The following is a 12,471-nucleotide window of genomic DNA, read 5'->3' as shown; positions in this document are numbered from 1 at the left end:
CAGAACCGGGGAGATCAGCATGAGCGTCAATCCTGAGCCGTCCCGCGAGGCGGACCCCGCCACACCGGAGATGGACGCCGTGGCGGACGTCAGGGCGATGCGCGGGGCGTTCGGGATGTTCGCCACCGGCGTCACCGTGGTGACCGTCGGCGGCGGCAGCCCGCACGCCATGACCGCGAACTCCTTCACCTCGGTCTCGCTGGACCCGCCGCTCGTGCTGGTCTGCGTGGACCGTGGCGCGATCATGCACGGCTGCCTCACCGCGGAGGGGTCCTTCGGGGTCTCCGTCCTGGCCGCCGGCCAGGAGAGTCTGGCCAGGCACTTCTCCAACCGGTGGCGGCCCCTCGGGACCGCCCAGTTCGACGCCGTCGACTGGCGTCCCGGGCCGCTCACCGGCTCTCCGCTGCTCGCGGGCACGCTCGCGCGCTTCGAGTGCGAGCTGTGGCGCACCTACGAAGGGGGCGACCACTCGATCTTCGTCGGGCGGGTGCTCTCCATGGAACAGCAGGACGACCGCGACGGCCTGCTGTTCTTCCACGGCAGGTTCCGCCGGATCACCCCAGATCGAAGCGAGGTATCAGCATGAGTTCCACCGGACGAGGCGCCTCGGCCGTACCGGGGGGCAGGGCGTCCCCGGGGCGTGGCGGGATGGCGCCGCCGGGTCCGCCGCGCAGGGCCGCGATGGGCCTGTTCCTGAAACTGGTCCGCGACCGGCTCGCGCTGATGACCTCGGCGGCCGAGCTGTACGGCGACGCGGTCCGCATCTCCCTCGGGCCGAAGACGCTCTACTTCTTCAACCACCCCGACCACGCCAAGCACGTGCTGGCCGACAACAGCGCCAACTACCACAAGGGGATCGGGCTGGTCCAGGCGCGCCGCGCCCTCGGGGACGGCCTGCTGACCAGCGAGGGCGAGCTGTGGCGCAAGCAGCGCAGGATGATCCAGCCGGTGTTCCAGAACCGGCGAATCGCCCAGCAGGCCGACGCCGTCGCGGAGGAGGCGGCGGGGCTGGTCGACAGGCTGCGGGCACACCGGGGCGGCGGGCCCGTCGACGTCCTCGGGGAGGTGACCGCGATGACCCTGGGGGTGCTCGGCCGTACCCTGCTGGACGCCGACCTCGGCGCGTTCGGCTCGGTCGCGCACTCCTTCGAGGCCGTGCAGGACCAGGCGATGTTCGAGATGGTCACGCTCGGCGCGGTGCCGACGTGGCTGCCGCTGCCCAAACAGCTTCGCTTCCGCAGGGCGCGTGAGCAGTTGCAGCGGGTCGTCGACCGGCTGGTGGCCGAACGCGCGGCGCGGGGCCCCGTCGAGGGCGACGACGTGCTGTCCCGCCTGATCGTCTCGACCCGGGAGGAGGCCGATCCCAGGGTCGGCGGCAGGCGCATGAGGGACGAGCTGATCACCCTGATGCTCGCCGGGCATGAGACGACGGCCAGCACCCTGGGGTGGACCTTCCATCTGGTGGACGGCAGTCCCGAGGTGTGGGACAGGCTGCACGCCGAGGCGGTCGAGGTGCTCGGCGACCGGCTGCCCCGCCACGAGGACCTGCACCGGCTGCGGTACACCACGATGGTCGTCGAGGAGGCCATGCGGCTCTATCCGCCCGTGTGGATCCTGACGCGCAGCGCGCAGGGGGCCGACCAGGTCGGCCTCTACCACGTGCCCAGGGGGTCGGATGTGCTGATCTGTCCCTACACGCTGCACCGGCACCCGGAGTTCTGGAAGGACCCCGAGCGCTTCGACCCGGAGCGGTTCGCCCCCGAGGGAACCGCGTCCCGGCCCCGCTACGCCTACATCCCCTTCGGCGCCGGTCCGCGCTTCTGCGTCGGCAACAGCCTGGGCATGATGGAGGCGGTCTTCGTGGTCGCCATGGTGGCCAGGGAGCTGCGGCTGACCGGGGTTCCCGGCCACCGGGTGGTCGCCGAGCCGATGCTCTCGCTCAGGATGCGCGGCGGGCTCCCGATGACGGTGCGCCCGGCGGGGTGAGGGACGGCACCGCACGACAGGACGGTGACGGCCGCAGGCCTCCTTGGCTGCGGCCGTTTCCGATGGGACACAGGGTCAGCTCGCGACCGAGTTGAGCGCCACCAGGCGCACGTCGAGCAGCGCGAGCAGTACCGGGGGGTCGAGGGTCCCCATCGGCCGTAGGTGCACGTCGGCGGGCTTGACCACGACGTCGCGCCGTACCGTGATCGGCCCGTAGCCCCCCACGTAGAGCGACGGGTCCCTGCCCAGGCTGTTCATGATCTTCTCGTTTCCCGGGGCGACGGAGTGGGCCAGCAGATGCCAGGTGCCCTGGGGCACCTTCTCAAGCGCGTAGGGGCCGGGCCTGCGCAGCACCGTGCAGCGGACCGGCGGTCCCTGGGGGATGCACGTGGGGAAGAGCCCGACGAAGATGAGGCCGCACTGGCCCGTAGGCGGTGCCCAGATCTTGCCCTGGACGGTTGTCAGACGCGTCTCCTCGCCGTCGTTCCTGCCGCTGGTGAGGATCAGCGGGGCGAACCCGCCGTGCTGCCGGTAGGTGGTCGGTGCCAGGCCGACGCAGCTCTTGAAACGCGAGCTGAAGGTGCCGACGCTCGAGTAGCCGACCTGAATGCTGATGTCGGCGACGCTCAGTGAGGTCGACAGGAGCAGCCGTTTGGCCTCCTGCAGCCGCAACGCCGACAGGAAACGCCCAGGGGAGATACCGGTCACCTGTCTGAAGACCCGGGAGAAGTGAAATTTGCTGAACATGGCGGTACGGGCCATGTCATCGATGGTGAGCTCGTCACCGAGGTGCTCGCGCATGGTCTCGATAACCCGTCTCACAGCTTTCTCAAGAACTTCCTCCATCATTCCTCTCCGTGTGTTGAAAATTCATCCATATGAATGACGGGAAAGGTGAACCTGTAATCAGCTGTTCGTCTCCGAGGGGGCGGCTTCCACATTTATTCGCCCTTCAGGGGGGCTTCTATATGCCAGTCGGACGACTAATGAAAAAGATCGGCATCAATATTTCTAAATCAACATCTGACTGCTGTCAACTGTGCTAGTGAAGCGTGCTCACCGTGTCTGAGCTGCTACTCTAGGTTGTGAACGACGTTAATAGGGTGTTAGTGCGCGGCAGAAAACCCCGAAGAAAGAGGCTTGACAGGACGGCAATTCAGAAGATGCGTCGGGTGGGGCGCCGCTCGGACGATGGATCAGACCGGAACTGAATTCGATATGTGAGTTCCAATTGGTCGCAGATCCCGCCGTGCCGGGCGAGGGCCTCGACGGCCCGTGCCCGCTGCCGGGTCCGGTCCGTGAAACGAGGGTTCGGCCGACGCGCCGGCTTCCGGCATCCACGCCGCACCCCCTCTCCGACAGGAGGAAACGCCGGTGCAACCGGGTATCCCAGACGAAGAACAGGCCAGGACTATGACGTTGGAGGCCTTCGCGGACACGATCGTCCCCGGTGAGAAGCGCTCACCCGGTGACGAGGCGGTCGCGGGCGCCGCGTCGGGCGGGGGCGCGGTCGCCGCGGGCGCCGTCGAACTGCTCGAAACCCCCGCGGCCGGGCTGGCGTCCGCGCTCGGTGACCTTGCCCGGCTGCTCAACGAGCACGCACGGGCCTACGCCGACCAGCACGGGATCGACCTGGCCGCCTCGCTGCCGCCGTTCGTCTCCCTGCCGTTCCCGTACAGGACCGCCCTGGTCGGGATACTGACCGCCCCCGCCCACCCCGAGCGGGAGGTGTGGGTCAGCGTCGCGCTGTTCAGCAACATGGCCTTCGACACCGCCGCCCACATGCACACCCTCGACGCCCTGGCCGCGGGCCACCCCGGCCTGACGGCGATGGGTTTCTCCGCACCGCAGGACGACGGCCTGTGGCGTTTCCCTGTCTACTCCTACGGCCGCGAGCTGGCCCGCCTCCACCCGGCGACGACCTCAACGGGGAGCCCCGCATGACGGTGACCGAGACGACGGACGTCCTCGTGGTCGGCAGCGGCTTCGGCGGCGCGATCACGGCGTACCACCTGGCCGCGGGCGGCGCGCGGGTCGTGGTGCTCGAACGCGGCCCCTGGCTGCAGGGCGAGGACTTCGACCACGACTTCAAGCTGGGATCGAGCTACACACGGATCTTCGACTTCGTGGTCGGCGACGGCATGAGCCTGCTCGGCGGCAACTGCGTCGGCGGCGGCAGCGTCGTCTACTTCGCCGCGATGCCCCGCGCGCCGCGCTTCGTCTTCGAGCGCAGGGGCGCCATCGGCCGCAGGATGTGGCCGAAGGCCGTCAACCGCGACGCCCTGGAGCCGTGGTACGACCGGGTGGCCGAGGCGCTGCCCGTGACCAGGCAGGACTGGGACGCGGTCACCTACTCGGGCGGCCTGTTCGCGGCGGCGTGCGCGCACGCCGGGCGCACGGCCAATCCGGTGCCGGTCGCCATCGACGGTGAGCGGTGCACCAACTGCAACTGGATGATGGCCGGGTGCCGCTTCGACGCCAAGCGGTCTCTGCTGTTCAACTACCTGCCCGCCGCGGTGGCGCACGGCGCGGAGGTACGGCCCATGCACGAGGTGCAGCGCCTGACCAGGAACGACGACGGCGGCTACCGGGTGCACTACAACGTCGTCGACGACGAGGACTACCGGGTGCACACCGGGAGCGGGACGATCGACGCCAAGATCGTGATCCTGGCCGCGGGCGCCGGGGCGACCCCGGTGATCCTGCAGCGCTCCGCGCCTGACCTGGGGGCCATGCCGTACGCCGTCGGAAGGTATTTCTCCGGAAACGGCGAGCGGCTCAACACGGCGATCCTCGACGAGGACCGGGTCGCCGACCTGCTGGGGCTCTCGCGGGGCGACGGCCGGGCCTACGCCGCCTCCCAGATCGGCAAGGGGCCGTGCGTGGCGAGCTGGGACCGCCTTGACGGCACGCTGCCCGAGTACTCGCGCTACTCGCTGGAGCAGCTCTACTTCCCGCCCGGCTTCGGCACCATCCTCGCCCAGGTCCCCGACGCCACGGGGCCGACGTGGTTCGGGGCGCAGAAGAAGGAGATCGTCCGGCGCTGGCAGTCCTGGCTGACGATCTTCACGATGAGCGAGGACGACAACGAGGGGGTCTTCGGGCCGCCCCCGCCGACGGGCAACGCCGTACGGATCTCACAGCAGATGCTCGGGCGCGGTCCCATCCAGTACCGTCCGACCGCCAACACGCTGCGCGGGTGGGCGCTGGCCGACGCCGACGTGCGCGACATCATGGAGCGCGACGGGCTGTCCAGGGTGATGCCGTGGACCAACGACGTGGTCGGCGCCTACACCGTGCACCCGCTGGCCTCCTGCCGCATCGGCGACGACCCCAGCACCTCGGCGCTCGACGACCGGCACGAACTGCGCGGGCACCCGGGCATCTTCGTCACCGACGGCTCGGCCGTGCCGGGGGCGCTGACGGTCAACCCGGCGATGACCATCGCGGCGCTGGCCGAGCGCGCCGTACCGGGCATCGTGCAGGCCGCCAGGCAGCGCGGCGTCGAGGTCACCTACGGCGCCCCCTCCCCGGACGGCGCCACGAGCGGCAGGCGCGCCGCCCTGCCGTTCGTGCCCAGCCTGACGCACCGATAGCCCCTCCCCGGGCGCGGGTGTACGGCCCGCGCCCGGCCGATCCAGGGAGCGCACGATGGAGACCACACTCCTGCGGAGGGTCCTCAGGAGGCCGCTGCGCGGCTCGCTCCGCCAGGTCAGGCACGTCCGCCCGGTGCCGCCCGCGCGGGCGCGCGGTCTGGTCGCCGAGGTGTACGGCCAGGCAGAGCGGGAGTTCGGCATGCTCGCGCCCCCGGTCGCCCTGCACTCGCCGGCCCCCGAGGTCCTGGCGGCCTGCTGGATGATGCTGCGGGAGACGCTCCTGGCCGAGACCCACGGCGGGGCGGGACGGGCCGCCAGGGAGGCGGTCGCGACCGGCGTCTCGCGCGGCAACGCCTGCCCCTACTGCGTCGGGGTGCACGGCGCCGCCCTGGGCGGCCTGGTCCCGTCGTCGAAGGCGGACCTCGCGCCGGTCGAGGAGTGGGCGAGGTCGGGCGGGGCGGCGCCGTTCCCCGAAAAGGGCTCCGCCGAGCTCGTGGGCGTAGCGGTCACCTTCCACTACCTCAACCGCATGGTCAACGTGTTCCTCGACGAGACGCCGCTGCCGCCGCAGACCCCGCGGCTGGCACGCGGCGTCCTCATGCGGACGCTGGGCAGGCTCATGCGGCCGGTCGGCGGGGGCGTCGAGCCCGGCGGCTCGCTCGGCCTGCTGCCCATGGCGCCGCTGCCCGGCGACCTGTCCTGGGCGGCGGGGACGCCGGAGGTGGCGGGGGCGTTCGCCCGCGCGGCCGCGGCGATCGAGGCCGCGGGCCGCCGCTCGGTGCCCGGCCCCGTCCGCGACCTGCTGGCGGCCAGGCTGGCGGGCTGGGACGGCGCCCAGCCCGGGCTCGGCGGGGCGTGGGCCGAGGAGGCGGTCGCGGACCTGGCGGCAGAGGACCGTCCCGCCGGGCGGCTGGCCCTGCTGACGGCCTTCGCCTCCTACCGGGTCGGCGGCTCCGTCGTGGACGCGTTCACCGAAGGGCGGCGGGAGGACGGGGCACTGGTCGAGCTGACCGCGTGGGCGAGCATGGCCGCGGCGCGCAGGATGGGCGACCGGATGGCTCGTGAATCCTTTTCGCGTTTTCCTTGATCAGGGAAAAAGGGACAAACGTCCGGCGGCGGCGCGGGAAACGCGCCGCCGCCGAGGTGTTTCAGGAGACATTCCCGAAAAATCGGGATTTGTGGGGAAATGTCAGGCGTGTGCCGTCGCGCAGCCGCACGCCATGGCCGACCGCTCCGATTCGTTCGGACGGCGGTGCAGAAGCATCGCGACCACCATGGGGGCGAAGACGACGGCGTTGTAGAACAGGTGCAGCTCGACCCTGGGAAAGAAGAACTGCAGGACGCTCGTGGGAACCGGCCTGCCCGCCAGGTTGTTACCGGTCAGCGCCTGCAGGAGCAGCAGCAGGTGCTCGAAGTGGTGCCAGACCTGGATGCCGAGCGAGATGTTCCACCAGGTGCGGGCGCGGCCCGTGAACCCCTTCCTGAGCATGACGAGCCCGATGAGCATGAACAACGCGTAGCCGTAGTGCATCCACTCCGAGGTCACCAGCCACGGGAACGGCAGACCGAGCACACCGCGCGCCTGCGGGGTCGGCCAGCCGAGGACGTAGATCTGCACGGCCTGCGCCACGTGCTCGGCCCAGTGGGCGATGACGATCACGAGGAAGACGTTCAGCCAGGTTCTGTGCTGGGGTCCGTTGACGATTGTCATTCTTCCAGGAAAGCGACCTGCCGAAGCCGCCTCAGAAGCCATGCGGAAACCTCCCGCTCTCGCGACGAACATTTTCTCTTATAACGCGACGACAATGCCGTCAACCATAGCAGCGTGAATCCCGCCGCTTCTTCTCCTGGATTGCCGAATTCGCCTCATGCGGACGATAACGCCGGTCCGCTGAAAGCACAATGGGAGAAGACAATGGGATCTTCGCTCGTGCACGCTTGCAGCGAAGCGCCCAGTGATTCCGCCATGAGCGAGGTATTTCTGATGCTGGTGAGCGTGACAGGCGGCACCGGATTCGTCGGGGCTCATTCGGTCGCGGCGTTCCTGCGGGCGGGACACCGGGTCCGCCTGCTCGTCCGCGAGCCGTCCCGGGTCGCCCCCGCCCTGACCCCCCTCCTGCCCGATCTGCCGTCCGCCGAGGACGCCGTCGAGGTGGTGACCGGCGACGTCACCGACGAGGAGGCGGTCGGCCGGGCCGTACGGGGAGCGGACGCCGTGCTGCACGCGGCGGCGGTCTACTCCTTCGACAGCAGGCGGCACGCGAGCGTGCGGCGGACCAACGAGCGGGGCGCCGAGGTCGTGCTCGGGGCCGCCCGCGCGGCGGACGCGAACCCGATCATCCACGTCTCCAGCGTCGCGGCGCTCTTCCCCGCCCCCGGACGGGTGGTCCACGAGGACACCCCCGTCGGCAGGCCCCGCGAGACGTACATGGCGAGCAAGGCGGCGGCCGAGACCGTGGCCCGGGGGCACCAGCGGGAGGGCGCCCCGGTGGTGATCACCTACCCGCCTGCCCTGCTCGGGCCGCACGACCCCCGGCTCGGCGACCAGACCGCCAGGCTGCGCGACGTCCTGCGGGGGCTGATGCCCCTGTGGCCGCTCGGCGGGCTGCCCCTCGGCGACGTGCGTGACACCGCCGAACTGCACACCCGGCTGCTCACGCCGTACGGCGAAGGCAGCGGTGAGGGCAGGGCCAGGCACTTCGGGCCCGGCCACTACCTGACGACCCGGCGCTACGTGGAGGTGCTGCGCGAGGTGACCGGACGCCGCCTTCCGACACTTTTCCTGCCCGCCCGCGCCATGCTCCCGGCCGGGCTGCTGGCCGACCTCGCGCAGCGCGTGTGCCCCTGGCACCTCCCGGCGCAGTACGGCGCCGTCTACGTGTGCGCCTGCGCGACCCGGGTCGGCGAGGGGGTGAGCACCGGGGGGATCGTCCCGCGTCCCATGGCCGAGACGGTCGGCGACACCGTGCGCTGGCTGCACGCCAACGGGCTGCTGTCCGACCGGCAGGCGGGTACGGCCCGCGGGGACCTGACGCCGGTGAGGGCCTCATGAGCCCGACGAGCAGACAGACCGACCTGCGGGAGCCCGCCCCCGGAGAAGTGGAGCAGGAGGACACGCCCGCCGTACCGCCCCGCTCGATGGGCCTGCTGCGCGAACGGCACGACAGGCTGCGCGGCCGGATCACCGAGGGCTCTCGCCCGGCGGTCGAGCGGCAGCGGGCCCTGGGCAAGCGGACGGCGCGGGAGCGGCTCGACCTGCTCCTCGACGAGGACTCCTTCACCGAGATCGACATGTACCGCCGCCACCAGGCCGCCGACCTGGGGATGGGCGAGCGGCGCCCGCACACCGACGGGGTGGTCGCGGGCTCCGGCACGATCGACGGGCGCCGGGTCTTCGTCTACGCCCAGGACTTCACGATCTTCGGCGGGTCGCTGGGCCACGCGCACGCGGCGAAGATCCACAAGGTGATGGACCTGGCCATCGCCACCGGAGCCCCCCTCATCGGCCTCAACGACAGCGGCGGCGCGAGGATCCAGGAGGGGGTGATGTCCCTGGACGGCTACGGCGGCATCTTCCGGCGCAACGTCCAGGCCTCCGGTGTGATCCCCCAGATCAGCGTGATCCTCGGCCCCTGCGCCGGGGGAGCCGCCTACTCCCCGGCGCTTGCCGACTTCACCTTCATGGTCCGCGACACCGCGCGGATGTACCTGACAGGGCCCGACGTCGTCGAGGCGGTCAGCGGCAGACGGGTCACCCACGACGAGCTGGGCGGCGCCGAGGTCCACGGCGGACGCTCCGGGGTCGCCACCTTCGTGCACGACGACGAGGAGAGCGCGCTTGAGGACGTGCGCTACCTGCTGTCGCTGCTGCCGAGCAACAACCTGGAGCCGCCCCCGGCCCTCCCGCCCTGCCAGGCCACCACCGACCACCGGCCCGCCTTCGCCGAGATCGTGCCCGTCGAACCGAACCGGCCCTACGACATCCGCTCGGTCGTCGCCGAACTTGTCGACGACGGCGAGTTCCTCGAACTCCAGGAGAACTGGGCGCAGAACGTGGTGTGCGCGCTGGCCCGCGTCGACGGCGAGGTCGTCGGCCTGGTCGGCAACCAGCCCATGGTGCTCGCCGGGGTCCTGGACGTCGCGGCATCCCAGAAGGCGGCGAGGTTCGTCCGCTTCTGTGATGCCTTCGGCATCCCGCTGGTGACGCTGGTGGACGTCCCCGGCTTCCTGCCGGGCCCCGACCAGGAACACGCGGGCATCATCAGGCACGGCGCCAAACTGCTGTACGCCTACTGCGAGGCCAGCGTGCCCCGCGTCCAGGTCATCCTGCGCAAGGCGTACGGCGGCGCCTACATCGTGATGGACTCCCGCTCCATCGGCTGTGACCTCTCCCTGGCCTGGCCGACGAACGAGATCGCGGTGATGGGCGCGCAGGGGGCGGTCAACGTCATCTTCCGCAAGGAGCTGGCCGCCGCGACCGATCCCGCGGAGCTGGCCGCCGAACTCGTCACCGAGTACTCGGAGCGGCTCATGCACCCGCACTACGCCGCCGAACGCGGGCTGGTCGACGACGTCATCGACCCGGCGGAGACGCGCGCCGTGGTCGCCCGTGGCCTGGCCATGCTGCGCAACAAGCGCCAGACGCCGCCACAGCGCAAACACGGCAACATCCCCCTCTAGGGCGTGTTTCCTGGATCTTTACGCCTACTGCGGTCGTCCAGGCGGCGCCCCACTTCGTTGGCCTCGTCGCCCATAACTCCGTTATGAGCTCCTCGGCCGCCTCGCGGTGCATCCACCTGGACGATCCTCGCAACGGCGAAGATCCACAAAACACGCCTAGCCCTCCACCTCCAGGGGCATCCGCTCCTTCGACAGGGCGACCGAGCGGGCCGCGCTGTCCAGGTCGTCTCCCGAGCTGATCATCAGGGCGGTGAGCTGGGCCTCGAAGCAGCGCTCGGCGTCGTAGGGGGCGATGAGGTAGTCGCCGAGCTCCAGGGTGACCAGCCCGTGGATCGCGCTCCACATCTGGTGGGCGACGAGTTCGGCGTCCTCGGCCCTGAAGCGGCCCGCCTCGAAGCAGCGGGTGGCGCACTTGACGACGTTGCCCAGCGTGTAGCGCCCGTGCTGGCGGTCCTCCTCGGTCAGGGAGAACCCGGCCAGGGACGCCCCGCCGAACATCACCGCGTACAGGTGCGGGTTGGCCAGCGCGTTGTGGCGGTAGGCCCTGCCGAGCAGTGCCATGTCGGCCACCGGGTCGTCGGTCTGCCGCACGTGGGTGAGGTGACGCTGCAATCGGGCGAACCCCTCGTGCACGATCTCGCGCACCAGCCCGCTCATGCCCCCGAAGTGGGTGTAGACCGCCATCGTCGAGCTGTCGGCCTCGGTGGCCAGGCGCCGGGTGGACAGGGCCTGCGGGCCCTCCTCCGCGAGCAGCCGGGCGGCGATGTCGACCAGTGCGGGACGTGTCCTGGGATCTGCCCGGCGAGGACTCATGTTGACAAGTATTACATAACGCCGATATGTTTTAAGCACAACACTGTTATGGTATTGCTGACCCCGCTCGGAGGAGGCGCCCCATGGCCGCCCCAGCTCGCGCGTCCGACCAGGCAACGGTGGCCCCGGCGGCGCCGTCACCGCTGCGGCTCCCCGTCGAGGGTGGCCTTCCCGAGGGGCTCGACGGCTGTTTCCTCCAGGCGTTCCCGCACCCCCTCGGCGACGGCAGGACGGTTCTGTCCGGCGTCCGCCTGCGCGGCGGAGAGGCGTTCCGGCACCGCGCGCGCACCACGGTTCCCCCGGACGGCCCCTTCGGGCCGGTGCCCGCGCTGGCCCCCGCCGTACGGCCCGCGAGCCTCGAAGCCCGGGTCCCCGGACCCTTCACGCTCGCCAGGCCCGTCCGCGACCCCGCGACCGGACGGTGGCACACGGTCGCCTCCTACCCCGGTCTCGGCCACGCCGAGCACCTGGTCGCCGGTCCGCACGGCACCGTCTCCCACGCCCGGCCCTTCGCCCTCGACGGCGCGCCCCTGATGGCCGCGACCGCCCTCACCGCCCGCCACGTCGTCGTGTTCGACCTGCCGGTCCTGCACGACCGCGCCGTCGCCCTGGTCGGGACCCGCCCGCCGTACTCCTGGCAGCCGGGCCGCGGCGCACGGCTCGGACTGCTGCTCCGCGAGGGGGCGCCGGAGCCGCGCTGGTTCGGGATCGACCCCTGCCACGTCTCCCGGGCGGTCAACGCCTACGAGGAGGACGGCCGGGTCGTGGTCGACGCCGTGCGCCACCCCCGCCCCGGGGGGCGGCCGAGCCTGTGGCGCTGGCGGCTCGACCCGGCCACCGGCGCCGTCGAGGAGCGGGAACTGCTGCCCGGGACGGAGACGGCCCTGGCCGACGGGCGGACGACGGGGCGGGCGCACCGCCACGTGTTCGGCGTCCGCGACCGGGCGCTCGTCCACCACGACCTGGTGACCGGCGAGGTCCGGGAGCACCGGTTCGGCGCGGGCCCGCGCGTGGGGGAGCCCGTGTTCGCGCCGAGGGGGCCGGGCGAGGCGGACGGTTGGCTGCTCGTCTTCGCTCGTGACGACGCCAGGCGCGAGGGCGCCCTGCTGGTGTTCGACGCGCTCGACCTCGCCGCCGGGCCGTACGCCGCCGTCCACGTCCCCTGCCCCCCGCCCGCGTACGGCCGCGCCACCTGGCTGCCCGCCTGATCGGAGGACAGGAGAGCATCGCAATCCGGGAGATGCGCTGTACAGCGGGCGGATGTGACGCTGACTGCGTGACCGGACGCGACGGCGGCCGTCCGCGACGGGGGTGAGGCCCCCGGCCACCGACGCCCCCGTGCCCGTCCGTGCCCGCGGATCCGCCCCGGCCCCCGGTTCCCGCCCGCGCGGGTGAC

The 12,471-nt window shown here is 71.4% G+C and carries 11 protein-coding genes; 8 read left to right on the top strand and 3 right to left on the bottom strand.

Annotation, left to right across the window (positions count from 1 at the left end; genetic code table 11):
• The first annotated feature begins 19 nt into the window (after positions 1 to 19).
• Positions 20 to 586 (top strand): flavin reductase family protein, encoded by a 567-nt coding sequence (locus tag FHS44_RS11560; protein WP_184713963.1) that lies wholly within the window; start codon positions 20 to 22, stop codon positions 584 to 586.
• Positions 583 to 1,986 carry a cytochrome P450 gene (locus FHS44_RS11555; protein WP_184713962.1) on the top strand — a complete coding sequence of 468 codons (1,404 nt, stop codon included), beginning with the start codon at positions 583 to 585 and terminating at the stop codon, positions 1,984 to 1,986. Before FHS44_RS11560 ends, FHS44_RS11555 begins: the two co-directional genes overlap by 4 nt.
• A gap of 75 nt (positions 1,987 to 2,061) precedes the next feature.
• Here the strand turns inward: FHS44_RS11555 and FHS44_RS11550 are convergent, their stop codons facing one another.
• Positions 2,062 to 2,808 (bottom strand): helix-turn-helix domain-containing protein, encoded by a 747-nt coding sequence (locus FHS44_RS11550; protein ID WP_312863615.1) that lies wholly within the window; start codon positions 2,806 to 2,808, stop codon positions 2,062 to 2,064.
• Between the two features lie 591 nt (positions 2,809 to 3,399).
• Here FHS44_RS11550 and FHS44_RS11545 point away from each other — a divergent pair.
• From FHS44_RS11545 to FHS44_RS11535, 3 genes are read left to right on the top strand one after another with little or no spacing between them, the layout of a single operon-like run.
• Positions 3,400 to 3,930, top strand: a complete 531-nt coding sequence (locus tag FHS44_RS11545) for a DUF5987 family protein (RefSeq protein ID WP_184713961.1) — start codon at positions 3,400 to 3,402, stop codon at positions 3,928 to 3,930.
• Positions 3,927 to 5,582, top strand: a complete 1,656-nt coding sequence (locus FHS44_RS11540; RefSeq protein ID WP_184713960.1) for an FAD-dependent oxidoreductase — start codon at positions 3,927 to 3,929, stop codon at positions 5,580 to 5,582. Before FHS44_RS11545 ends, FHS44_RS11540 begins: the two co-directional genes overlap by 4 nt.
• Positions 5,583 to 5,637: 55 nt before the next feature.
• Entirely contained in the window at positions 5,638 to 6,669 is a 1,032-nt protein-coding gene (locus FHS44_RS11535; RefSeq protein ID WP_184713959.1) for a carboxymuconolactone decarboxylase family protein, read from the top strand.
• A gap of 102 nt (positions 6,670 to 6,771) precedes the next feature.
• Here FHS44_RS11535 and FHS44_RS11530 read toward each other — a convergent pair whose 3' ends face one another.
• A complete protein-coding gene (locus FHS44_RS11530; RefSeq protein ID WP_184713958.1) occupies positions 6,772 to 7,293 on the bottom strand; it encodes a hypothetical protein in 522 nt (173 codons plus the stop codon).
• Between the two features lie 255 nt (positions 7,294 to 7,548).
• On the opposite strand from FHS44_RS11530, the gene FHS44_RS11525 reads away from it, so the two are divergent.
• Together FHS44_RS11525 and FHS44_RS11520 are read left to right on the top strand one after the other, a co-directional pair.
• Positions 7,549 to 8,634: an NAD-dependent epimerase/dehydratase family protein gene (locus tag FHS44_RS11525; protein ID WP_246435400.1), complete on the top strand. Its 1,086-nt coding sequence runs from the start codon at positions 7,549 to 7,551 to the stop codon at positions 8,632 to 8,634.
• A gap of 86 nt (positions 8,635 to 8,720) precedes the next feature.
• Positions 8,721 to 10,262: an acyl-CoA carboxylase subunit beta gene (locus tag FHS44_RS11520; RefSeq protein WP_221460771.1), complete on the top strand. Its 1,542-nt coding sequence runs from the start codon at positions 8,721 to 8,723 to the stop codon at positions 10,260 to 10,262.
• 156 nt (positions 10,263 to 10,418) lie between these two features.
• Here FHS44_RS11520 and FHS44_RS11515 read toward each other — a convergent pair whose 3' ends face one another.
• Entirely contained in the window at positions 10,419 to 11,075 is a 657-nt protein-coding gene (locus FHS44_RS11515; RefSeq protein ID WP_184713956.1) for a TetR/AcrR family transcriptional regulator, read from the bottom strand.
• 83 nt (positions 11,076 to 11,158) lie between these two features.
• On the opposite strand from FHS44_RS11515, the gene FHS44_RS11510 reads away from it, so the two are divergent.
• Positions 11,159 to 12,283, top strand: coding sequence for a carotenoid oxygenase family protein (locus FHS44_RS11510; protein ID WP_184713955.1), 1,125 nt, complete (start codon positions 11,159 to 11,161; stop codon positions 12,281 to 12,283).
• Positions 12,284 to 12,471 lie beyond the last annotated feature (188 nt).

It is taken from the genome of Streptosporangium saharense, assembly GCF_014203715.1.
Taxonomy (GTDB): Bacteria; Actinomycetota; Actinomycetes; order Streptosporangiales; family Streptosporangiaceae; genus Streptosporangium; species Streptosporangium saharense.
The sequence above is the reverse complement of the archived record's forward strand: the minus strand, read 5'-3'. Positions and strand labels throughout refer to the sequence as shown.

What these genes read in the sequence shown, in the direction of transcription:
- FHS44_RS11560 (WP_184713963.1), top strand. Translation starts at nt 20, where the DNA reads ATGAGCGTCAATCCTGAGCCGTCCCGCGAGGCGGACCCCGCCACACCG.
- FHS44_RS11555 (WP_184713962.1), top strand. Translation starts at nt 583, where the DNA reads ATGAGTTCCACCGGACGAGGCGCCTCGGCCGTACCGGGGGGCAGGGCG.
- FHS44_RS11545 (WP_184713961.1), top strand. Translation starts at nt 3,400, where the DNA reads ATGACGTTGGAGGCCTTCGCGGACACGATCGTCCCCGGTGAGAAGCGC.
- FHS44_RS11540 (WP_184713960.1), top strand. Translation starts at nt 3,927, where the DNA reads ATGACGGTGACCGAGACGACGGACGTCCTCGTGGTCGGCAGCGGCTTC.
- FHS44_RS11535 (WP_184713959.1), top strand. Translation starts at nt 5,638, where the DNA reads ATGGAGACCACACTCCTGCGGAGGGTCCTCAGGAGGCCGCTGCGCGGC.
- FHS44_RS11530 (WP_184713958.1), bottom strand. Translation starts at nt 7,293, where the DNA reads ATGACAATCGTCAACGGACCCCAGCACAGAACCTGGCTGAACGTCTTC.
- FHS44_RS11525 (WP_246435400.1), top strand. Translation starts at nt 7,549, where the DNA reads ATGAGCGAGGTATTTCTGATGCTGGTGAGCGTGACAGGCGGCACCGGA.
- FHS44_RS11520 (WP_221460771.1), top strand. Translation starts at nt 8,721, where the DNA reads ATGGGCCTGCTGCGCGAACGGCACGACAGGCTGCGCGGCCGGATCACC.
- FHS44_RS11515 (WP_184713956.1), bottom strand. Translation starts at nt 11,075, where the DNA reads ATGAGTCCTCGCCGGGCAGATCCCAGGACACGTCCCGCACTGGTCGAC.
- FHS44_RS11510 (WP_184713955.1), top strand. Translation starts at nt 11,159, where the DNA reads ATGGCCGCCCCAGCTCGCGCGTCCGACCAGGCAACGGTGGCCCCGGCG.